This window comes from Oryzisolibacter propanilivorax (genome assembly GCF_900103645.1).
Taxonomy (GTDB): Bacteria; Pseudomonadota; Gammaproteobacteria; order Burkholderiales; family Burkholderiaceae_C; genus Melaminivora; species Melaminivora propanilivorax.
The window spans coordinates 276,746-298,076 of sequence record NZ_FNHP01000006.1; the positions used below are offsets into that span (position 1 = coordinate 276,746).

16 protein-coding genes are annotated in these 21,331 nt (G+C 70.2%); 8 read left to right on the forward strand and 8 right to left on the reverse strand.

What is annotated here, in order from left to right; translation table 11 throughout:
* Positions 1-72 precede the first annotated feature (72 nt).
* Together BLQ61_RS11990 and BLQ61_RS11995 are read left to right on the forward strand one after the other, a co-directional pair.
* On the forward strand, positions 73-1,278 hold the full coding sequence (locus tag BLQ61_RS11990; protein ID WP_091570484.1) for an acyl-CoA dehydrogenase family protein: 1,206 nt from the start codon (positions 73-75) through the stop codon (positions 1,276-1,278).
* A gap of 19 nt (positions 1,279-1,297) precedes the next feature.
* A complete protein-coding gene (locus tag BLQ61_RS11995) occupies positions 1,298-2,413 on the forward strand; it encodes an acyl-CoA dehydrogenase family protein (protein ID WP_091570487.1) in 1,116 nt (371 codons plus the stop codon).
* 28 nt (positions 2,414-2,441) lie between these two features.
* Here the strand turns inward: BLQ61_RS11995 and BLQ61_RS12000 are convergent, their stop codons facing one another.
* Positions 2,442-2,999 carry an HNH endonuclease gene (locus BLQ61_RS12000; protein WP_091570489.1) on the reverse strand — a complete coding sequence of 186 codons (558 nt, stop codon included), beginning with the start codon at positions 2,997-2,999 and terminating at the stop codon, positions 2,442-2,444.
* 140 nt (positions 3,000-3,139) lie between these two features.
* Here BLQ61_RS12000 and BLQ61_RS12005 point away from each other — a divergent pair, with 140 nt between their 5' ends.
* The 3 genes from BLQ61_RS12005 to lspA all read left to right on the forward strand — a co-directional run bounded on the left by BLQ61_RS12005 (position 3,140) and on the right by lspA (position 7,686).
* Positions 3,140-4,195, forward strand: a complete 1,056-nt coding sequence (locus BLQ61_RS12005) for a bifunctional riboflavin kinase/FAD synthetase (protein ID WP_091570492.1) — start codon at positions 3,140-3,142, stop codon at positions 4,193-4,195.
* A 117-nt stretch (positions 4,196-4,312) separates the two neighbouring features.
* Positions 4,313-7,168, forward strand: a complete 2,856-nt coding sequence (gene ileS / locus BLQ61_RS12010; protein WP_091570493.1) for an isoleucine--tRNA ligase — start codon at positions 4,313-4,315, stop codon at positions 7,166-7,168.
* Positions 7,168-7,686 (forward strand): signal peptidase II, encoded by a 519-nt coding sequence (lspA, locus tag BLQ61_RS12015; RefSeq protein ID WP_091570496.1) that lies wholly within the window; start codon positions 7,168-7,170, stop codon positions 7,684-7,686. Before ileS ends, lspA begins: the two co-directional genes overlap by 1 nt.
* 36 nt (positions 7,687-7,722) lie before the next feature.
* On the opposite strand, the gene BLQ61_RS12020 is transcribed toward lspA, so the two are convergent.
* Positions 7,723-9,321, reverse strand: a complete 1,599-nt coding sequence (locus BLQ61_RS12020; protein WP_091570498.1) for a methyl-accepting chemotaxis protein — start codon at positions 9,319-9,321, stop codon at positions 7,723-7,725.
* A gap of 279 nt (positions 9,322-9,600) precedes the next feature.
* Here BLQ61_RS12020 and BLQ61_RS12025 point away from each other — a divergent pair, with 279 nt between their 5' ends.
* Positions 9,601-11,280: a Na/Pi cotransporter family protein gene (locus tag BLQ61_RS12025; protein WP_091570501.1), complete on the forward strand. Its 1,680-nt coding sequence runs from the start codon at positions 9,601-9,603 to the stop codon at positions 11,278-11,280.
* On the opposite strand, the gene BLQ61_RS12030 is transcribed toward BLQ61_RS12025, so the two are convergent.
* From BLQ61_RS12030 to BLQ61_RS12040, 3 genes are all read right to left on the reverse strand, one after another.
* A complete protein-coding gene (locus tag BLQ61_RS12030) occupies positions 11,271-12,257 on the reverse strand; it encodes a bile acid:sodium symporter family protein (RefSeq protein WP_091570503.1) in 987 nt (328 codons plus the stop codon). The two genes, BLQ61_RS12025 and BLQ61_RS12030, sit on opposite strands and share 10 nt — an antisense overlap.
* A 95-nt stretch (positions 12,258-12,352) precedes the next feature.
* Positions 12,353-13,186, reverse strand: coding sequence for an NUDIX hydrolase (locus BLQ61_RS12035; RefSeq protein WP_245704022.1), 834 nt, complete (start codon positions 13,184-13,186; stop codon positions 12,353-12,355).
* Complete coding sequence (locus BLQ61_RS12040; RefSeq protein WP_091570506.1) at positions 13,183-14,169, reverse strand: quinone oxidoreductase family protein; 987 nt, start codon at positions 14,167-14,169, stop codon at positions 13,183-13,185. The genes BLQ61_RS12035 and BLQ61_RS12040 overlap by 4 nt, the downstream gene beginning before the upstream one ends.
* Before the next feature lie 110 nt (positions 14,170-14,279).
* On the opposite strand from BLQ61_RS12040, the gene BLQ61_RS12045 reads away from it, so the two are divergent.
* Together BLQ61_RS12045 and BLQ61_RS17725 are read left to right on the forward strand one after the other, a co-directional pair.
* Positions 14,280-15,194 (forward strand): DMT family transporter, encoded by a 915-nt coding sequence (locus tag BLQ61_RS12045; RefSeq protein ID WP_091570509.1) that lies wholly within the window; start codon positions 14,280-14,282, stop codon positions 15,192-15,194.
* A 105-nt stretch (positions 15,195-15,299) separates the two neighbouring features.
* On the forward strand, positions 15,300-16,877 hold the full coding sequence (locus tag BLQ61_RS17725) for a methyl-accepting chemotaxis protein (protein ID WP_091570511.1): 1,578 nt from the start codon (positions 15,300-15,302) through the stop codon (positions 16,875-16,877).
* Between the two features lie 45 nt (positions 16,878-16,922).
* Here BLQ61_RS17725 and BLQ61_RS12055 read toward each other — a convergent pair whose 3' ends face one another.
* The 3 genes from BLQ61_RS12055 to BLQ61_RS12065 all read right to left on the reverse strand — a co-directional run.
* The gene (locus BLQ61_RS12055) at positions 16,923-19,607 is read right to left on the reverse strand and encodes a putative bifunctional diguanylate cyclase/phosphodiesterase (protein WP_091570514.1); all 2,685 of its coding nucleotides are present in this window, start codon (positions 19,605-19,607) and stop codon (positions 16,923-16,925) included.
* The gene (locus BLQ61_RS12060) at positions 19,604-20,722 is read right to left on the reverse strand and encodes a TRAP transporter substrate-binding protein (protein WP_091570517.1); all 1,119 of its coding nucleotides are present in this window, start codon (positions 20,720-20,722) and stop codon (positions 19,604-19,606) included. Before BLQ61_RS12060 ends, BLQ61_RS12055 begins: the two co-directional genes overlap by 4 nt.
* 63 nt (positions 20,723-20,785) lie before the next feature.
* The coding region (locus BLQ61_RS12065; protein WP_245704024.1) for a methyl-accepting chemotaxis protein at positions 20,786-21,331 on the reverse strand (546 nt) is incomplete at its 5' end.

Sequence of the window (21,331 nt, forward strand, 5' to 3'; positions counted from 1 at the left end):
CGTGTCCCAGGCCTGACAGCACCGGCGCGAACGCCCGTGCTACAACCGCCTGCGCTGCACAGGAGACACCCGATGGATCTGGCATTCACCCCCGAGGAGCAGGCCTTTCGCGCCGAGGTGCGCGCGTGGGTCCGCAGCCACCTGGCGCCTGAGCTGGCGCACAAGGTGCACCAGGGCCTGCGCCTGACGAAGGATGATTTGCAGGGCTGGGCAAAGGTGCTCGGCCGCCAGGGCTGGCTGGCCTATGCCTGGCCGACGGAGTTCGGCGGCCCGGGCTGGAGCGCGGTGCAGCGGCACCTGTTCGAGGAAGAGCTGGCGCTGGCCGGCGCGCCGCGCATCCTGCCCTTCGGGCCGGTGATGGTGGCGCCGGTCATCATGGCCTTCGGCACGCCCGAGCAGCAGCGGCGCTTCCTGCCCGGCATCGCCAGTGGCGAGGTCTGGTGGAGCCAGGGCTACAGCGAGCCCGGCGCCGGCTCCGACCTGGCCAGCCTGAAGACCCGAGCCGAGCGCGTCGGCGACCACTACATCGTCAATGGCCAGAAGACCTGGACCACGCTGGGCCAGCACGGCGACTGGATGTTCAACCTGGTGCGCACCAGCACAGAGGGCAAGCCGCAGGCGGGCATCAGCTTTCTGCTGATGGACATGAAGAGCCCCGGCATCAGCGTGCGGCCGATCCGGCTGCTGGACGGCGAGTGCGAAGTCAACGAGGTCTTCTTCGACAACGTCAAGGTGCCGGCCGACCAGCTCGTCGGCGAGGAAAACCAGGGCTGGACCTACGCCAAGTACCTGCTGGCGCACGAGCGCAGCAACATCGCCGAGGTCAACCGCGCCAAGCGCGAGCTGGAGCGCCTCAAGCGCATCGCCCGCACCGAGGGCGTGTGGCAGGACACCCGCTTTCGCGATCAGATCGCGCTGCTGGAGGTGGACATCGTGGCGCTGGAGATGCTGGTGCTGCGCGTGCTGTCGGCGCAAAAGAGCGGCAAGAATTCGCTGGACATCGCCGGCCTGCTGAAGATCCGCGGCAGCGAGATCCAGCAGCGCTACGCCGAGCTGATGATGCTGGCCGCCGGCCCATTCGCCCTGCCGTTCATCGAAGAGGCCATGGAGGCCGGCTGGCAGGGTGACGCTAGCGCAGGGGCGCTCGGCGGCTTCCCCGGTGGCGAGGTGGCCAACGCGCCGCTGGCCGCCAGCTATTTCAACCTGCGCAAGACGACCATCTATGGCGGCAGCAACGAGGTGCAGCGCAACATCGTCGCGCAGACCGTGCTGGGCTGACGCCAGCGAAGGAAACGCCATGGACTTCGACTTCTCCGACGACCAGCAGCAGCTGCGTGACGCGGTGCGCCGCTGGGTGGACAAGGGCTACGGCTTCGAGCGGCGCCGCGCCATCGTCGCCGCCGGCGGCTTCGACCGCGCGGCCTGGGACGAACTGGCCGGACTGGGCCTCACCGCCCTGACGGTGCCCCAGGCGCACGGCGGCCTGGGCCTGAGTGCGGTGGACGCCATGGTGGCGCTGGAAGAACTCGGGCGCGGCATCGTGCTGGAGCCGCTGGCGCAGACCTTCATCGCCACGCGCGTGCTGGCCGAACATGCGCCCGCGCCGCTGCAGCAGGCCTGGCTGCCGCGCATCGCCAGCGGCGCGGCGCTGGTGGTGCTGGCCTGGCAGGAACGCGGCGCGCGCTACCGCCCTGATGTTTGCGATGCAAAAGCGGCTCCAGCCCAGGGGGAATACCGGCTTGCAGCTATCAAAAGCATAGTGCCCGCCGGTGACCGGGCCGCCGCCTTCCTGGTGCCGGCGCAGCTGGACGGTCGCATCGCCCTGTTCCTGGTCGAGGCCAGCGCCCCCGGCGTGGCCACGCGCGGCTATCTGACGCAGGACGGCAGCCGCGCCGCCGAGCTGCAGCTGCAGGATGCGCCGGCGCAGCTGGTCACCGCTGACGGCCTGGCGGCGCTGGAGCTGGCGCTGGACGTCGGCATCGCCGCCACCTGCGCTTATGGCGTGGGCGCCATGGAAGAAACCCTGCGCCTGACCACCGACTACATGAACCAGCGCCGGCAGTTCGGCGTGCCGATCGCCAGCTTCCAGGCGCTGCGCCACCGTGTGGCGGACATGAAGATGCAGCTGGAACTGGCGCGCTCGATGAGCTACTACGCCAGTCTGAAGCTTCATGCACCGCCCGAGGAGCGCCGCCAGGCCCTGGCGCGCGCCAAGGTACAGCTGGGCCGGTCGATGCGCTTCGTCGGCCAGCAGTCGGTGCAGCTGCACGGCGGCATCGGGGTGACCGACGAGTACGTCGGCAGCCACTACTTCAAGGCGCTGACGCAGCTGGAGATGACGTTTGGCGACACACTGCACCACCTGGGCGAGGTGTCGGCGCGCATGCAGGACAAGGCTGGGGTGTTCGACTGACGGCCTCGCGGGCCGCGCCGCCGGGCGATCAGCTCAACAGGCGCGACGACCGGGGCACATGCGCCAGCAGAAATTCCATCTGATCGGCCAGGATGCGCCGGTTGCGCAGGATGAAGTCCTCCCACAGGCTGGGCTGATACGGCGTGTACAAAAGCGGCATGCGCGCCTGCTCGGGCGTGCGCGCGCCCTTGCGGTGGTTGCAGGCGCGGCAGGCCGTCACCACGTTCATCCAGTGGTTCAGACCTCCGCGCGCCACCGGGGCGATGTGCTCGCGCGTCAACAGCGACTCGTGGAACTGCCCGCCGCAGTAGGCGCACAGGTTGCGGTCGCGCGCGAACAGCTTGGGGTTGGTGAGGCTGGGCGTCATCTCGAACGGGTTGATGCCCGGCGCGCCGCGCGTGCCGATGATGCTGCTGATGGCGATGCGCGACTGCACGCCCGTGGCGGCGTTGTGCCCACCGCGGAACACCGCCACCGGCGCGCCCAGTTCCCAGCGCACGTCGCCGGCGGCATAGTGCGTGGCGGCATCCTCCAGGCTGATCCAGGACTGCGGCAGCCCCTGGGCCGACAGTTTCAAGACCTTCACACGGACCTCCTCACGGGCAGCGCCCGGGCGCTGCGAAACAATACGCATGGCGTGGCCGGACAATATACTCCCTGGCTGCAAAAACACACGTAAGCCCTTGATGACATTGGGCACTACGCTATGAAAAAACGAGCACAGCGATGAACATCTTTCGCGGCTTCCAGCACCCTGCGGTGGCGCGCGAATGCGCGCTGACCATCGGCAACTTCGACGGCGTGCACCTTGGCCACCAGGCCATGCTGGCGCTGCTGGCCGGCGAGGCGCAGCGCCGCGGCCTGCCCAGCTGCGTGCTGACCTTCGAGCCGCACCCGCGCGACTATTTCGCGCGCGTGCACCAGCGTGCCGACCTGGCGCCGGCGCGCATTGGCACGCTGCGCGACAAGCTGTGCGAGCTGGCGCGCTGCGGGGTGCGGCAGACGGTGGTGCTGCCGTTCAACGAGCGGCTGGCGCAGCTGTCGGCGCAGCAGTTCATCGACCAGGTGCTGGTGGACGGCCTGGGCGCGCGCTATGTGTTGGTGGGCGACGATTTCCGCTTCGGCGCGCGGCGCGCGGGCGACTATGCGCTGCTGGACGCGGCCGGCCGCGCGCAGGGCTTCGACGTGGCGCGCATGAACAGCTACGAGGTGCATGGCCGGCGCGTGTCCAGCTCGGCGGTGCGCGACGCCCTGGGCGCGGGCGACATGGACGAGGCAGCGCGCCTGCTGGGCCGGCCCTACGCCATTTCCGGGCACGTGGTGCACGGGCGCAAGCTGGGCCGGGCGCTGGGCCGATCGGCCGCGCAGGGGCCACACCAGGACGGCTTTCGCACACTGAACCTGCGCTTTTCGCACTGGAAGAGCGCCGCCAGCGGCATCTTCGCGGTGCTGGTGCACGGCCTGCACGACGAACCCCTGCCCGGCGTGGCCAATCTGGGCGTGCGCCCGTCGCTCGACCCCCAGGACGTGAACGGAGGGCGCGTGCTGCTGGAGACGCATTGCCTGCAGTGGCCCGCGCACCTGGGCGCCGAGGGGGCCTACGGTAAAATCATCCGCGTGGAACTGCTGCACAAACTGCACGACGAGCGCAAGTACGAAAGCCTGGAGGCCCTCACGGCCGGCATCGCCCGCGACTGCGACGAGGCGCGCGCCTTCTTCGCCGCCCTGCCCCCGGCCAGCCACGCCGAGACCCGTCGCCAGACCACGCGCGACCGAATTTGACGGCCGTCCTGCCCCGTCATCTTTCCCCCTTCCACCTGCCCTGCGCGGCACCTCGTTTTTTCTGCCGGTCTGGCCACCACGCCCGCCCGGCCCCAGCCCTTGAAGGCGCGTGAACCCATGTCCGAATCCAATACCAAGAACGCCCCGGCGAGCAGCTACCGCAGCACGCTGAACATGCCCGACACGCCGTTCCCCATGCGCGGCGACCTGGCCAAGCGCGAGCCCGCGTGGGTCCGGGAATGGAACGAGAACGGCACCTACCAGCGCCTGCGCGACGCGCGCCGGGGCGCGCCGAAGTTCATCCTGCACGACGGCCCACCGTATGCCAACGGCCAGCTGCACATCGGCCATGCGGTGAACAAGATCCTCAAGGACATGATCGTCAAGGCGCGCCAGCTCGAAGGCTTCGACGCGCTCTACACCCCGGGCTGGGACTGCCACGGCCTGCCCATCGAGAACGCCATCGAGAAGCTGCACGGGCGCAACATCCCGCGCGACGAGATGCAGTCTCGCGGCCGGGCCTTCGCCACCGAGCAGATCGCGCAGCAAAAGCAGGACTTTCAGCGCCTGGGCGTGCTGGGCGAGTGGGACAACCCCTACCAGACCATGGCCTACGCCAGCGAGGCCGGCGAGCTGCGCGCTTTGAAAAAGGTCATGGAGCGCGGCTTCGTCTACCGCGGCCTGAAGCCCGTGTACTGGTGCTTCGACTGCGCCTCGTCGCTGGCCGAGTTCGAGATCGAGTACCAGGACAAGCAGAGTCAGACGCTGGACGTGATGTTCCCGGCGGCGGAACCCGAGAAGCTCGCCGCAGCGTTCGGCCTGAACGCGCTGGAACAGCCGGCGTTCGCCGTCATCTGGACCACCACCGCCTGGACCATTCCCGCCAACCAGGCGCTGAACGTCAACCCCGAGCTGGAATACAGCCTGGTGGCGACCGAGCGTGGCCTGCTGATGGTGGCCAGCGCGCTGTTGGAGCAGTGCCTGGCGCGCTGGGGCCTGGAGGGCACGGTGGTCGCCAGCGCGTTGGGCGAAAAACTCGACCACATCAACTTCCGCCACCCCCTGGCGCACGTGGACCCGGCCTTCGACCGCCTGTCGCCCGTGCTGCTGGCCGAATACGCCACGGCCGAGGACGGCACCGGCATCGTGCACTCGGCGCCGGCTTACGGCGTGGACGACTTCAACTCCTGCGTGGCCGACGGCATGCGCTACGAGGACATCCTGAATCCGGTGCAGGGCAACGGCGTGTACGCGCCGGATCTGGGCCTGTTCGGCGGCCAGCACATCTGGAAGGCGGTGCCGGTCATCATCGACGCGCTGAAGGTCGCCGGCCGGCTGCTCGACAGCAAGACCATCACCCACAGCTACCCGCACTGCTGGCGCCACAAGACGCCGGTGATCTACCGCGCCGCCGCGCAGTGGTTCATTCGCATGGACGAGGGCGAGGGGGTGTTCACCGACCCGGCGCAAAAGCCCGAGAAGACCCTGCGTCAGATCGCCCTGGAGGCCATCGAGCACACCAGCTTCTACCCCGAGAACGGCCGTGCGCGCCTGCGCGACATGATCGCCGGACGGCCGGACTGGTGCATCTCGCGCCAGCGCAGCTGGGGCGTGCCGCTGCCGTTCTTCCTGCACCAGGAAACGGGCGAGCTGCACCCGCGCACGCTGGAAATCATCGATCAAGCCGCCGAGATCGTCGAGGCCGGCGGCATCGAGGCATGGAGCCGCGTCACGGCCGAGGACATCCTGGGGCCGCAGGACGCGCCGCACTACCTGAAAAGCACCGACATCCTGGAGGTCTGGTTCGACTCCGGCTCGACCTTCTGGCACGTGCTGCGCGGCACGCACGCCGGCATGCACCACGACGAAGGGCCCGAGGCCGACCTGTACCTGGAGGGGCACGACCAGCACCGCGGCTGGTTCCACTCGTCGCTCTTGCTGGCCTCGGCCATCTTCGGGCGCGCGCCGTATCGCGGCCTGCTGACGCACGGCTTCACCGTGGACGGCCAGGGCAAGAAGATGAGCAAGTCGCTCGGCAACACGGTGTCGCCGCAGGAAGTCAGCGGCAAGCTGGGCGCGGAGATCATCCGCCTGTGGTGTGCCTCGACCGACTATTCGGGCGATCTCGCCATCGACGACAAGATCCTGGCGCGCGTGGTGGACGCCTACCGGCGCATCCGCAACACGCTGCGCTTTTTGCTGGCCAACGTCAGCGACTTCGACCCGGCCGCCGACGCGGTGGCGGAAGCCGACCTGCTGGAGATCGACCGCTGGGCCCTGGCGCGCGCCGCGCAGTTCCAGACCGAGGTGCTGGCGCACTACCAGGTCTACGAGTTCCACCCGGTGGTGGCCAAGCTGCAGCTGTTCTGTTCCGAGGACCTGGGTGGCTTCTACCTGGACGTGCTCAAGGACCGCCTGTACACCACGGCGCCGAAATCGCTGGCGCGGCGCAGCGCGCAGACGGCGCTGCACCAGATCACCCACGCCATGCTGCGCTGGATGGCCCCCTTCCTGTCGTTCACGGCCGAGGAGGCCTGGAAGCTGTTCGGCCACTCGCCCAGCATCTTTCTGGAGACCTTCACTACCCTGCCGGCCGGCGACGAGGGCCTGCTGGCCAAGTGGCAGCGCCTGCGCGAGATCCGCGACGCGGTGAACAAGGAGATCGAGGCGGTGCGTGCCGCCGGCACCGTCGGCTCGTCGCTGCAGGCCGTGGTGCGGCTGGCCGCTGGCCCCGAGGATCACGCGCTGCTGGCCAGCCTGGGCGATGACCTGAAGTTCATCTTCATCATCTCCGATATCGAATTGGTAGCTGCAGACGCCTTGCATATCACGGTGAACGCCAGTTCCGACGTGAAGTGCGAGCGCTGCTGGCACTGGCGTGCCGATGTCGGCCAGGACGCCGCGCATCCCACGTTGTGCGGGCGCTGCACCGGCAACCTCTACGGCGCGGGCGAAGCCCGGCTGCACGCCTGATGGCGCGCGCGGGCAGCGCACCGGCCGGCCGGATGTGGCCCTGGCTGCTGTGGGCACTGGCGATCTTCGTGATCGACCAGCTGACCAAGCAGCTGATCCTGAACACCTACCGGCTGGGCGACGCCACGTCGGTCACCGGCTTCTTCAACATCGTGCGCGCGCACAACACCGGCGCGGCGTTCTCGATGTTGGCCGACGCCGGCGGCTGGCAGCGCTGGGCGTTCACCGCCATCGGCCTGGCTGCGGCGGCGTTCATCGTCTGGCAGCTGCGCCAGCACCCCGGCCAGCGGTTGTTCGCGTTTTCGCTGTCCAGCATCCTGGGCGGCGCCATCGGCAACGTGGTCGACCGGCTGCAGCACGGCTACGTGGTGGACTTCCTGGACTTCCACTGGCCGTTCCTGTCGGGCATGTTCCACGGCGGGCACTTCCCGGCGTTCAACGTGGCCGATGCCGGCATCACCGTCGGCGCGGCGTGCCTGATCGTGGACGAGCTGCTGCGCGTGCGCCGCGGAGGCTGAGCGCCCCGCCCTGATCCGGCAGGGCGCGGCGCGCGTTCAACGCGGCGCCAGGCCGGTGGCGCTGCCGCGCTCCAGGCGGAAGGTGGCCGCCACGCGCGCCAGCTCCGCGGCCTGCTCCTGCAGTGCGTCGGACGCGCCCGAGGTCTGCTCGACCAGCGCGGCGTTCTGCTGCGTCACGCCGTCCAGGTGCGCCACGGCCTGGTTGATCTGCGTCAGGCCCAGCGCCTGCTCACGGCTGGCGGCGGCGATCTCGTCGACGATGTGCGCCACGCGCCCGATCACGCCGACGATTTCCTGCATGGTGGCGCCGGCCTCGCCGACCTGCGCACTGCCTTCCTCGACCTTGGTGGCGGCGTCGGTGATCAGCTGCTTGATCTCGCGCGCCGCCTCGGCGCTGCGCTGCGCCAGCTGGCGCACCTCGCCGGCGACCACCGCGAAGCCCCGGCCCTGCTCGCCGGCGCGCGCCGCTTCCACCGCCGCGTTCAGCGCCAGGATGTTGGTCTGGAAGGCGATGGAGTCGATCACGCCGATGATGTCCACCACCCGCAGCGAGGCGGTGCGGATGGCCTGCATGGTGTTCACCACCTGGCCGACCACCGCGCCGCCGCGCTGCGCCACGCCGGTGGCGGAGGCGGCCAGCTGGCTGGCCTGGGCGGCGTTCTCGGCGTTGTTTTGCACCGTGCCCGAGAGTTGCTCGGTGGCCGATGCCGTCTGCTCCAGCGCGCTGGCCTGCTGCTCGGTGCGCGCCGACAGGTCGCGCGTGCCCGCCGCCACCTGGGTCGAGGCACCGGCGATGGTGCCGGCGCCATCGCTGACCCGGCCGACGACCTGGTTCAGGTTGGCGCGCATCTCCTCCATGCGCGCCAGCATGGCCCCGATCTCATCGCCGCCACTGGCCGGCACGCGCTGGCTCAGGTCGCTGCCGGCTATCGCCAGCGCGGCGCGGTCCACGGCACTGAAACCACGCGCCAGCCGCGCCAGCAGGCCCAGCCCCAGGGCGGACGCCGGCAGCCCCAACAGCAGCGTGGCCAGCGCGAAGATCCACAGCGCCGTCTCGTAGCGCTGCTGCGCCTGGGCGCGCGCGGAGTCGGCGCGCTGCACCTGCAGGGCGCGGAACTGCAGCGATGCGGCCACCATGGCCTCGTTCTCGGGGCCGCCCACCTGCAGGAAGCGCGCCATGCGCTCGGGCGTGTAGTCGCCCTGCTGCACCGCGCGCGTGGCTGCGTCCAGCTCGGCCACCCAGGTGTCGCGCTTGGCCTGCAGCGCGGCGAAGGCCTGGCGCTCGGGCTCGTCCTGCAGTGCTGCCTCGATGGCCTGCAGCGCCTGCGACACCTTCTGTCGGTTGGCGCTCAGCAGCGCCAGGTGTTCGCCCACCGGGTGCTGGTGGATGGCGGCCAGCGGGTTGTCCGGCGCATGCTGGAACGCCAGCAGCACCTGCATGCGGTTGTGCACCGTCAGCGCCACCAGGTCATCGGCTTGCAGCGCCAGTGCCATGGCGTGGCCATGCACCGTGCGCAGTCCGTCACGCGCGGAGTACAGACCCCAGTAGCTGACCGCGATCACCGCCGCGCCCGACAGCCAGAAGGCAACAAGGGCCAAAATGAAGCGATGGGTAATGCGCAGACGATTCCACATAGTTGGTAACACGTTCGGTCAATTGATACCGAATGTTAAACCGTGCGGCACTGATGGTGAGGGCAATACCTGTGGTTAACCCTGGGGCATCGCGCTCTACATGCAGCTGCTGTGCCAGTGCCGCGCGTGGCGTTGGGTTTATCGCGCGCTTGACTGCCGAAGGGATGGTGCGGCGCTATGCTGCAGCGTTGGGCCGCGTCACAAGCTCCATCCGGGCGCAGATCCGCTGTTGGCTGGCGGGCTGCTCCTTGCCGCGCCGCCCTGCGCCTTCTCCTGAATATGAAGCATCTGCTGAATCTGCTGGCCGCCGTCGCCCTGCTGGTGTGGGGCACCCATCTCGTGCGCACGGGCGTGCTGCGCGTGTTCGGCGCCAATTTGCGCACGTTGCTGGCGCGCAGCCTGGGCAACCGCTTCTCCGCCGCGCTGTCGGGTATCGGCGTCACCGCCCTGGTGCAGTCCAGCACCGCCACCTCGCTGATGACCGCCTCCTTCGTTGGCCAGGGCCTGATCAGCCTGCCGGCGGCGCTGGCGGTGATGCGCGGCGCGGACATCGGCACCGCCCTGATGGCCATGCTGTTCGCGCAGGACCTGTCGTGGCTGTCGCCGGTGTTCATCTTCGTCGGCGTGGCGCTGTTCATCACGCGCCAGGCCAGCACCGCCGGGCGCGTCGGCCGGGTGTTCATCGGCCTGGGGCTGATGCTGCTGGCGCTGGAGCGCGTGGTGCAGGCCACCGAGCCGATGATGGCCTCGCCCGTCACGCAGATGCTGCTGACCAGCCTGGCCAGCGACCTGTGGATGGAGATCCTGGTGGGCGCGGTGCTGGCCATCGTGTCGTATTCCAGCCTGGCGGTGGTGCTGCTGATCGCGGCCATGGCCGACACCCATGTGGTGCCGCTGAACATGGCGCTGGGCATGGTGCTGGGGGCCAACCTGGGCAACGGCCTGGCCGCCGTGCTGACCATGGCCAAGTCCAGCGTCGAGGTGCGCCAGGTGACCATCGGCAACATGGTCTTCAAGTTCCTGGGGGTGCTGCTGATGGGACCCTTCATCGGCCAGTGGATCGCGCACGTCGAGCCGCTGCTGCCGGGCACGGCGCACAGCGTGGTGCTATTCCACCTGGCCTACAACATCATCATCAGCGTCGGCTTCATCGGCTTCACTGACTGGGTAGCGCAGTGGGTGGCGCGGCTGCTGCCCAAGCCCGCCAGCGCCCAGGGCAGCCGCGCCCACCACCTGGACGCCTCGGCGCTGGCCACGCCGTCGCTGGCGATCTCGTTCGCAGTGCGCGAGGCGCTGTACCAGGCCGACGTGGTCGAAACCATGCTCCTGGGTGTGCTGGACGTGATCCGCAAGAACGACGAAGACCTGGCGCAGCGCCTGCGCCGCATGGACGATGAGGTGGACGAGCTGTACTCGTCCATCAAGTACTACCTGACCAAGATCTCGCGCGATGACCTGGGCGAGGAGGAGTCGCGCCGCTGGGCCGACATCATCAGCTTCACCATCAACATGGAGCAGATCGGCGACATTGTCGAGCGCGTGCTGCAGGACATCGAGGAAAAGAAGATCAAGAAGGGCCGGCGGTTCTCTGAGGCCGGCATGGCCGAGATCACCGAGCTGCACCAGCGCCTGGTGAGCAACTTGCGCTTAGGGATGAGCGTGTTCCTGAACGGCAACGTGCGCGACGCGCAGCGGCTGCTGGAGGAAAAGGTGCACTTTCGCAACCTGGAGCGGGCTTACGCCACCAGCCACCTGATGCGCCTGTCCGACCGCACGGTGAGCAGCATGGAAACCAGTTCGCTGCACATCGACCTGATCAGCGACCTGAAGCGCATCAACTCGCACATCAGCTCCATCGCCTATCCGATCCTGGAGTCCGCCGGGGTGCTCGCGCCCAGCCGGCTGCAGAACCCGCGCGCGGTGCCTATCGACCCGCGCGCCGAACCCGATCACCCCTGAGCAGGGGTGGCCGGCTGCGCGCGCGCATAGCGCTGCGCCAGCACCGCGCAGACCATCAGCTGCAGCTGGTGGAACACCATCAGCGGCAGCACGATGGCGCCGGCGGCCTGCGAGTCGAACAGCACCTTGGCCATCGGCACGCCGCTGACCAGGCTCTTCTTGGAGCCGCAGAAGACGATGGTGATCTCGTCCTCGCGCGCAAAACCCAGCCGCCGCGCCAGCCAAGTGGTGAAGGCCAGCGCCAGCCCCAGGATCACCGCGCACACCAGCAGCAGCCCCAGCAGCGCCCGCAGCGGCAACAGCTGCCACAGGCCGCCCGCCACCGCCGCGCTGAATGCCGTGTAGACCACCAGCAGCACCGAGCCCTGGTCCACGCGCTTGAGGGTGCGGACATGCCGCGCCATGAAGCCGCCGATCCAGGGCCGCAGCAGGTGCCCGAGCACGAACGGCAGCATCAGCTGCAGCAGGATGCGGCCGATGCCGCCCAGCACGTCCTGCTGGGCGCTGCCGGCCTGGGGCAGCACCAGGCTGACCAGCACCGGGGTGATGAAGATGCCCAGCAGCGTCGAGGCCGAGGCGCTGCACACGGCGGCCGCCATGTTGCCGCCGGCCACGGCCGTGAAGGCGATGGCCGACTGCACGGTCGCCGGCAGCACGCACAGGAACAGCACGCCGACGTACAGCTCGGGCGTCACCAGTGGCTGCAGCAGCGGGCGCAGCGCCAGCCCCAGCACCGGAAACAGCGCGAAGGTGCAGCCCACCACCAGCAGGTGCAGCCGCCAGTGCTTGACGCCGGCCAGCACCGCCTCGCGCGAAAGCTTGGCGCCGTGCATGAAGAACAGCAGCGCCACCACGGCGACGGTGGCGTACTCCAGGAAGGCCGCGGCGGCGCCGGTGGCCGGCAGCGCGCTGGCCAGCGCCACGGTGGCCAGCAGCGCCAGGGTGAAGTTGTCGGGGAGCAGGCGGGGACGGGCCATGGTCGATACAGCGGGAATTGTCAGGAAATTGAATAAAAAGTGCCTCAAGCCCTTGAACAGCAAGGGCCTACAGCTATCACAACAGGAGTCTCCGGCTACCAGCCATGCCAGGCCGCCAGCACCAGCGCGGCCTCGGGCGTGAAGGCGCCGGTGGCCAGCCGCGCCCGCACCTCGGCACCCGGCAGGCACTCGAAGGCATGCACCTCGCCATCCTGGTTGCACGGCTGCAAGTCCTGCGGCAGCGTGGCGCGGAACCACCAGACGCGCTCGGCCACCCAGCCGCAGCCCGGGCCGCCGTCGTCGCAGGGGTGCGCCAGCGCCAGCACCCCGCCAGGGCGCAGACCCTGCAGCTGCGCCAGCGCCAGCCCCGCTTCCTCGGCGGTTTCGCGCGCCAGGGCGCCGGGCACGTCGTCGCCGTCGGCGACCATGCCGCCGACCAGCGTGTCCCAGGCCAGCGGGTAGGTGGCCTTGCTGGCGGCGCGCTGCTGCAGCCACAGCCAGTCGCCGCCAGGCGTCTCGCCGACCAAATGCACGGCCTGCGTGGCGATGCCCAGCACGCGCAGCGCGCCGCGCTCGATGCTGGCCAGGCGCCGCCCGTCGGCAGCGTGCACGGCCACCTGCTCGCCGCGCCAGGGGCCGCAGCGCCCGACGTGCCGCAGGGCCAGCGCCAGCGCGTTCAGCGCGGCGCTGGCATTCGCAGCGCACAGGCGCCAGGCAGAACGGCCTGCATGCTGCGTTTTTGATAGCTGCAGACCCTTGCAGTACGTGGGCCAGAGGCTGATTTCATCCAAAACCCCGGGCGCCACGCTGCCGATGGGCTCGTCCTGCAGCAGCAGTGCCAGGCGCGTGGGCGGCATGTGCTGCAGCGCCCGGCGCCGCGCCTGTTCCACCCAGGCGGGCGCAGCGGGGCCGTCCCCGTTCGGCGTCACGCCAGCGTCAGGATGGTCGAGCCGGTGGTCTTGCGCGCCTCCAGGTCGCGGTGCGCCTGTTGCACCTGCTCCAGGGGGTAGCGCTGCGCGATGTGGATCTTGACCTGGCCGCTGGCCACCACGTCGAACAGCGCATCGGCCATCGCCTGGGTCGAGGCGCGCGAGGTGATGTGCGAGAACAGCGTCTGGCGCGTGACGTACAGCGAGCCCTTGGCGCCCAGGATGCCCGGCGCGAACGGCGGCACCGGCCCGGAGGCGTTGCCGAAGCTGGCCATCAGCCCCAGCGGGCGCAGACAGTCCAGCGACTTGTCCCAGGTGTCCTTGCCGACCGAGTCATACACCACCTTCACGCCGCGCCCTTCGGTGATCTCCTTGACGCGCGCGGCGAAATCCTCGCTGCGGTAATTGATGGCATGCGCCGCGCCGTTGTCCAGTGCCAGCTGGCACTTCTCGGCGCTGCCGGCGGTGGCGATCAGCTGCAGGCCCAGGGCACGCGCCCATTGGCAGGCGATCAGCCCGACCCCTCCGGCGGCGGCGTGGAACAGCACGTGGTCGCCGGGCTGCAGGCCCTCCACCGGCCGGGTCTTGAGCAGCAGGTACTGCGCCGTCAGGCCCTTGAGCATCATGGCCGCGCCGGTCTCGAAGTCGATGGCATCGGGCAGGCGGCAGACGTTCATCGCCGGCATGACGCGCGCCTCGCAGTAGCTGCCGGGTGGGTTGCTGGCGTAGGCCGCGCGGTCGCCCGGGCGCAGGTGCGTGACGCCCTCGCCCACGGCCTCGATCACGCCCGCCGCCTCCATACCAATGCCCGCCGGCATCTTGAGCGGGTACAGGCCGGTGCGGTGGTACACATCGATGAAGTTCAGCCCGATGGCGTGGTGGCGGATGCGCACCTCGCCCGGCCCCGGTGCTCCCACCGGCATGTCGACGAGCTGCAGTTCCTCGGGGCCGCCGTGCTGGCAGATCTGGATGGCGCGGGTCATGGGAAGGTCTCTCTCCTGGCTGGGTTGGCGGGCCGCCCCGCGGGGCGAAAACGCGCATCGTGCCACGGCCGCCGGCGGCGCGCCGGCCGCGCGGGTACAGTGGCAGCCCCATGCCCGCACCACGCCCCGCCGCCCTCACCTTGCCCACCGCCCTGCTGCTGGCCACCGCGCCGCTGATGTGGGCCGCCAATGCCGTGGTCGGGCGCCTGGTGCACGCGCTGGTGGCGCCGGTGGCGCTGAATTTTTTGCGCTGGCTTCTGGCCTTCGCGCTGCTGGCGCCGCTGGCCTGGCGCGTGCTGCGCCCGGACAGCGGCCTGTGGCCGCACTGGCGCCGCTACGCCCTGCTGGGGTTGCTGGGGATCGGCAGCTACAACGCGCTGCAGTACCTGGCGCTGCAGACCTCGTCGCCGCTAAACGTCACGCTGGTGGGCTCGGGCACGCCGATCTGGATGCTGGCCATCGGCGCGCTGTTCTTCGGCGCGCCAGTCTCGCGCCGGCAGCTGGCGGGCGCGGCGGCGTCGATCGCCGGGGTACTGCTGGTGCTCAGCCGCGGCAGCTGGCAGGAGCTGCTGGCGCTGCGCCTGGTGCCGGGCGACCTGTACATGGTGCTGGCCACGCTGGCCTGGGCGCTGTATAGCTGGCTGCTGGTGCGCACCAGCGAACCGGCGGGCATCCGCGGCGACTGGGCGGCCTTCCTGATGGGGCAGCTGGTGTTCGGGCTGGCCTGGTCGGGGGCATTCGCCGGGGTGGAGTGGTCGCTGGGCGCGCGCGGCTTCGTCTGGGGCTGGCCGCTGGTGGCGGCGCTGGTGTTCATCGCCGTCGGCCCGGCCATCCTGGCCTACCGCTGCTGGGGCCTGGGCGTGCAGCGCGCCGGGCCGGTGATGGGCGGCTTTTTCATCAACCTGACGCCGCTGTTTGCGGCGCTGCTGTCGGCGGCCTTCCTGGGCGAGGTGCCCAAGCTGTACCACGCGCTGGCGTTCGTGCTGATCGTCGGCGGCATCGTCGTCTCGTCGCGCCGCGCCTGAAGGCGCCTGCGCGCGGTGCCGTGCGCGTTGGCGGCGGCCCTGGAATAATCCGCACCGCGCCGGCACCAGTGCCGGCTTTTTCTTTCTTCACCCCAAGGTTTTCCCATGAAACTGCGCAGCCGCATGGTGCTGGGCATGGCGCTCGTGTGCCTGATCTTCGCCGTGGCGCTGGCCGTGGCCATCTCCGGCATGCGCCACGCCGCCGACCGCTTCACCTCCTTCGTCGAGCAGGAACAGGCCTTTCTGGGCGCCAGCAGCGACCTGTACGCGCAGGGACTGCAGATGGGCCAAGCACTGCGCAACATCATCCTGGCGCCCGACAACCCGCAGGGCCACAAGAACCTGGGCGCCGCCCGGGCAGCATTCGGCCAGCAGCTGGCCCGGGCCCGGGCCCTGGCGCACGCAGAAGCGGCCACCAGCACCGTGCTGCACAAAGTGGAACAGCTGCAGCAGCGCCAGGCCGGCTTGCAGCAGAGGATCGTGGACTTGGCACGCCAAGACCGGGACGCCGCCATCACGCTGCTGAACAGCGAGGAAACTCCGCTGTGGCGCGAAATCCGCGCCGAGCTGTTGCAGCTGATCCAAGACAAGGGCGCCGCCGTCGAAGCGGCGAAGGCCGCGCTGGCACAGCGCACGGCGACACTGTTCACCCTGAGCCTGGTGTTGGCGGCCGCGGCGGTGGCGGCTGGTGTGGCCGTGTCCTACTGGCTCACGCGCAGTGTCGTGCACCAACTGGGGGGCGAGCCCGATGCCGCCGCCGCAGTGGCCGGCGCCATCGCTGCAGGCGACCTGACACAGGCCATCACGCTGCACGGCCGCGCCACGGATGGCAGCCTGATGGCGGCCATGCAGCGCATGCAGCACAGCCTGGGGCAGTTGGTGCTGCGCGTGCGCCAAGGGACCGACGCCATCACCACGGCCTCAGGCGAGATCGCGGCGGGCAATACCGACCTGTCGGCCCGCACCGAGGAGCAGGCCAGCGCGCTGCAGCAGACCGCCGCGTCGATGGAGCAGCTCACCGCGACCGTGCAGCAGAACCTGCACAGCGTCACCCAGGCCCGTGATCTGGCCACCCAGGCGGTGCAGGTCGCGCAGCAAGGTGGCCAGGTCGTCGGCCAGGTGGTGGACACCATGGGCGCCATCCACACCTCGGCGCGGCGCATCGTGGACATCATCGGTGTGATCGACTCCATCGCCTTCCAGACCAACATCCTGGCGCTGAACGCGGCCGTGGAGGCCGCCCGCGCCGGCGAGCAGGGCCGAGGCTTCGCCGTGGTCGCTGGCGAAGTGCGGCAGCTGGCGCAGCGCTCGGCCGGCGCGGCCCGCGAGATCAAGGATCTCATCGGCGCTTCGGTGCAGGAGGTCGAGGCTGGCAACCAGCTGGTCGCCCGCGCCGGCAGCACCATGAGCGAGGTGGTGTCCAGCGTGGCGCGCCTGCAAGGCCTGATGGGCGAGATCACACTGGCTGGGCAGGAGCAGGGCGCCGGCATCGCCCAGGTGAACCAGGCCATCGCACAGATGGACCAGGTCACGCAGCAAAATGCCGCCCTGGTCGAACAGGCAGCGGCTGCAGCGGACGCGCTGCAGGCCCAGGCACAAGGCTTGCTGGTCCTGGTGCGGACTTTCCAGGTCCACGAAGGGCGTGCCGCGGCCATGGCGCAAACCGCCCTGCCGGCGCCCTGAGCCGCCTGCTCCCTACCGTGTCGGGTCGGCCCCGATCAGGCAAGGTCAGGGCGGAGCCGGCCCGGTGCCACCCTGCCCCGCTGCCAGCGCCTCGAAATCCTCCACCGGCATCGGCCGCGCAAACAGATATCCCTGGTAGCCGCCGCAGCCGTGCGCGACCAGGAAGTCATACTGCTGCTGCGTCTCCACGCCCTCGGCGACGACGTCCAGCTCCAGGTTGCACGCCATGCCGAGGATGGTCTGCACCACCACGTCGTCGCTGTGGCTCTCGCCCAGCTGCTGCACGAACGAGCGGTCGATCTTCAGCCGGTGCAGCGGCAGCCGCGTGAGGTAGGCCAGCGACGAGTAGCCGGTGCCGAAGTCGTCCACCGCGAAACGCACGCCGCGCGTGCGCAGCAGGTGCATCTTGGCGATGGAGTCGTTCACGTCCTCCAGCACCAGGCTTTCGGTCAGCTCCAGCTCCAGGCGGTGCGCACGGGCGCCGCTGGCGGCCAGGCATTCACCCACCATGCCGACGAAATCCGCCTGGCGGAACTGGCGCTGGCTGACGTTCACGCTCAGGCCCAGCTCGCGCAGCGCCGGCTCGCGCTGCCAGCGCGCCAGCAGCGCGCAGGCCGTCTCCAGCACCCAGCGGCCGATGGGCACGATGAGCTCGCTGTCCTCGGCCACGGCGATGAACGCGCCCGGCGCCACCAGCCCGCGCTGCGGGTGCTGCCAGCGCAGCAGCGCCTCGGCGCCGGTCAGCTGGCCCGCGGCATCGAACTGCGGCTGCAGGTGCAGCCGGAACTGCCCCTCCGGCAGGGCCTGCTTCAGGTCGGCCAGCAGCTGGGCGCGCGTGCTCAGCGCCACCTGCATCGAAGGATCGAAGAAGCACAGCGCATTGCCGCGGCGCGACTTGGCCTCGTACATGGCGATGTCGGCCTGCTTGAGCACCTCCAGTGCGGCCTGCGCCTCGTCGCCAAACAGCGCCACGCCGATGCTGGCGCTGCCGTGGTGTACCTGCGCGCCCAGCGGATAGGGGCGTGCCAGCAGCGCCAGTATCTGCTCGGCCACCGTGCGCGCCTGCTGCAGCGCGGCCTGCGCGTCGGCGGCCAGCTCCAGCAGCAGCACCACGAACTCGTCGCCGCCCAGGCGCGCGACCACGTCGCCGGCGCGCACGCCAGCCTGCAGCCGGCGCCCCACCTGCTGCAGCAGCAGGTCGCCCACCTCATGCCCCAGCGTGTCGTTCAGGGTCTTGAAACGGTCCAGGTCGATGAACAACAGCGCGCCCTCGCGGCCGCTGGCGGCAGCGGCCGCGCAGGCTTGGTCCAGGCGCTGCAGCAGCAGCCGGCGGTTGGGCAGGCCGGTGAGCGGGTCATAGAAGGCCAGGTGCTCGACCTCGGCGGTGGCCTGGCGCAGCTCGGTCACGTCGTGGTAAACGATGACCAGCCCGCCATCGGGCGTGAGGCTTTCGGTGATCTGCACCACACGGCCGCTGGGCAGGCGCTGCTCCAGCGGGCCATGCTCGTCCTGTCGACGCAGGCGTCCCTCGACCCATTCGCGCTTGGCCTGCGGGTTGCTGCCCGGCAGGTGGTAATGCACTGTCGTCTGCAGCAGGTCCTGGAATGGCACGCCCGGGCGCAGCATGGGCGCCAGCCAGGGGAAGAATTCCTCGAACCGCGGGTTCCACTGCACCACCAGGCGCTGCGCGTCCAGCAACAAGAAGCCGCTGACCATGGCGCCCAGCGCCTGGTCCAGCAGGGCCTTGGACTGGGCCACGGCCGCACGTGCATGTTGCATGCGCACCAGGTTGGTGGCCGCCACCAGGCCGGCCAGCGCCAGCGCCAGAGCCAGCGCCACGGCGGCGGCGCCCACCAGGCGTGCCTGCTCCCACCACGCTGCCAGAGCCGCTGCACGCGGCATGCTGGCCGTGACCCACAGACCTTCGTACATCAGCATTCGTGCAGCCACCAAGCCGGGCTCGCCATGCAGCCGGGTGCGGCCGTCCCAGCCGGCATCCTGCAGCGCCTGGCCGTCGTGCACCGGGGCACCCGAGGCGCGCAGGCGCTCGAGCAGTCCCTGCGGCGGCGCCAGCCCGACCAGCAGTTCGCCCTGCGCGCGCTCGAGCGTCAGCTCGACCTGGCTTTGCGTTATGCCCTGCAGCAGCACGCCCACCAGCGCGTCCACCGGCACCTGGGCCACGGCCAGCACCTGGCGTTCAGGCGACAGGCGCAGTTGGCGCGCGGCGTAGATCACGCGCTCGGCGCTGCGCGTGTTCACCATCGGGTCGCTCAGCACCAGGGTCGGCACCGTGGGCGCCAGCGCCTGGGCGATGAAATCGGCGGGCGGCAGGTCGAGCGTCTCGGCGCCCAGGGTGCCGGACGCGGCGAGCGGCGCTCCACTGTCGTCCAGCAGCACCACGCTGCGCACCAGCAGGTTCTGCCGCGCGATGGCCGACAGCAGCGCGCTGGCATACGCCGCCGATGCCGGCGCACGCGCCCCTGTTGCGGGACTGACAAGCAACTCCTCGGCCGTGGCCAGCAGCACGTCCAGCGCCAGCAGCGTGCGATTCATGCCGACCTCGGCGCCGGTGGCCACGCGCGCCAGCTGGCTGGAATGCTCGGCCAGCGCGGCCAGCCGCTGGCTCCACAGCAGCGCGCCCACAGCCAGCGCCAGCACCAGCAGCACCGCGCTCGCCAGCGCGCCAATCGCCAGCAGCAGCCGGCTGCGCGGGGTGATGCCGCCGGTCATGGCGGGGGCGGCAAGGCAATGCCGCGTGCGGGTCCCAGGGTTTGCTGCCACAGCTGGACGCACGGGCTGCCACAGCGTTCCAGCCAGCGCGGCAGGACGGCCTCCTTCAGCACCTGCAGGCGGCGCGCATCATCCTGCGGAGTCAGGGGCGCCAGCGTCATGGCGCCACGCCGGCCGCTGGTGCACGTGGCGCTGCCGCTGTTGCAGGCCAGGCCTTGCGCCGTCTCGCGCTCGGCACTGCTCCAGATCGCAGCCTCCAGCCGCGGCAGCTCGCGCAGCAGCAGCGCACGCAGGTCCTGGGGCAGCGCCTGCCAGGCTGCCTGGTTGGCGCCGAACAGCGCCACGCCCCAGGTGATGGGCATGGGATGCAGCCATGTCGTGTGCTGGTGCAGCCCGACGGTGTTGCCCGACATGGTGCCGGTGACGGCGCAGTCCAGCGCCTCGCCCTGCATGCTCGGCACCACCTGGGCGAAGGGGATCAGGCGCGGCTGCGCGCCCAGCGCGGTGATGAAGTCGGCCTGCGCCGGCGAGGCCACGCGCACGGTGCGTCCACGCAGGTCGTCGAGCCCCCGCAGGCGCTGGCGGCAAAACAGTACCTGTGCCGGATAGACGTACAGGGCCAGCAGCTCTACTCCCTGCTCGGCGCGCAGCGCCTGCTGCAGCGGTCCGCGCAGTGCTGCCACACTGGCACGCAGCGCGGCCATGTCGGGGTTCAGTCCCGGCAGGTCGACAGACGCGTATTGCGGATGGCGCGCCACCAGCGAGCTCATCAACACCGTGCCGAAGGGCACCACGCCCAGCTGCAGCAGGCGCAGCATGTCGTTGCCTGGCACACCCGCACGGTCGAAGGGCACGATGTCGGCGCTGTAGCGGCCGCCACTCAGCCGCGCCAGGTCGCGCGTCCAGAAGGGTGCCTCCAGATGGGTGTACTGGGTCAAGTTGGCCAGGCCGCCGACGATGCGCAGCTTGAGCGCGGCGGGCTCGGCGGCCGGAGCAGCAGCGGCAGCATTGGCGGCATGCGCCAGTCCGCCCAGCCAGGCCAGCAGGCCGGCCACGAGCAGTACGGCCGCGCGTCCGGCCCTGCACGGTTGGCGTATCAGCTGTGGAGCAGGCATGGCTGATTCTCTGCTGATACGGCCATGGCGGGAATCAGCAATGGTTGCCGCGCCAGGTGTAGGTCAAAAGCTTTCCCAGTCGTCCTGCGCACCGGCCATTGCCAGCTCGGCACGTGGCGGCGCAGCGATGCGCGGCGCGGCGGGCGCAGGCGCGGCGGCCTTCTTGATGGCAGCGGGCGCAGGCATGCGCGGCTTGCCTGCGCCGTCAGCCAAGCGCGGTGCAGGCATTGCCGCTGCCGCGCGCGGCAGCGGCCGGGCGCCAGTAGCCGGTGCCTCCTGCCCCACCCGGAACACCGCCACCACCTGCGCCAGGCGCTGCGCCTGCTCGTGCATGGCTGCCGCCGCCGCGCTGGACTGCTCGACCAGCGCCGCGTTTTGCTGCGTCATCTGGTCGAGCTGCGCCACCGCCTGGTTGACTTGGCCGATGCCATTGGCCTGTTCAGCCGAAGACGCCGTGATCTCGGCAATGAGCTCGCCCACCCGGCGCACGCCCTCGACGATGCCGTGCATGCCTTGGCCGGCCTGTTCGACCTGCGCCGAGCCGGCCTGCACGCTGTCCACGCTGGCGCCGATCAGCTGCTTGATCTCCTTGGCCGCCTCGGCCGAGCG

Coding starts and splice junctions, on each gene's coding strand:
- BLQ61_RS11990 (WP_091570484.1), top strand. CDS start 73: ATGGATCTGGCATTCACCCCCGAGGAGCAGGCCTTTCGCGCCGAGGTG.
- BLQ61_RS11995 (WP_091570487.1), top strand. CDS start 1,298: ATGGACTTCGACTTCTCCGACGACCAGCAGCAGCTGCGTGACGCGGTG.
- BLQ61_RS12005 (WP_091570492.1), top strand. CDS start 3,140: ATGAACATCTTTCGCGGCTTCCAGCACCCTGCGGTGGCGCGCGAATGC.
- ileS (WP_091570493.1), top strand. CDS start 4,313: ATGTCCGAATCCAATACCAAGAACGCCCCGGCGAGCAGCTACCGCAGC.
- lspA (WP_091570496.1), top strand. CDS start 7,168: ATGGCGCGCGCGGGCAGCGCACCGGCCGGCCGGATGTGGCCCTGGCTG.
- BLQ61_RS12020 (WP_091570498.1), bottom strand. CDS start 9,321: ATGTGGAATCGTCTGCGCATTACCCATCGCTTCATTTTGGCCCTTGTT.
- BLQ61_RS12025 (WP_091570501.1), top strand. CDS start 9,601: ATGAAGCATCTGCTGAATCTGCTGGCCGCCGTCGCCCTGCTGGTGTGG.
- BLQ61_RS12030 (WP_091570503.1), bottom strand. CDS start 12,257: ATGGCCCGTCCCCGCCTGCTCCCCGACAACTTCACCCTGGCGCTGCTG.
- BLQ61_RS12040 (WP_091570506.1), bottom strand. CDS start 14,169: ATGACCCGCGCCATCCAGATCTGCCAGCACGGCGGCCCCGAGGAACTG.
- BLQ61_RS12045 (WP_091570509.1), top strand. CDS start 14,280: ATGCCCGCACCACGCCCCGCCGCCCTCACCTTGCCCACCGCCCTGCTG.
- BLQ61_RS17725 (WP_091570511.1), top strand. CDS start 15,300: ATGAAACTGCGCAGCCGCATGGTGCTGGGCATGGCGCTCGTGTGCCTG.
- BLQ61_RS12055 (WP_091570514.1), bottom strand. CDS start 19,607: ATGACCGGCGGCATCACCCCGCGCAGCCGGCTGCTGCTGGCGATTGGC.
- BLQ61_RS12060 (WP_091570517.1), bottom strand. CDS start 20,722: ATGCCTGCTCCACAGCTGATACGCCAACCGTGCAGGGCCGGACGCGCG.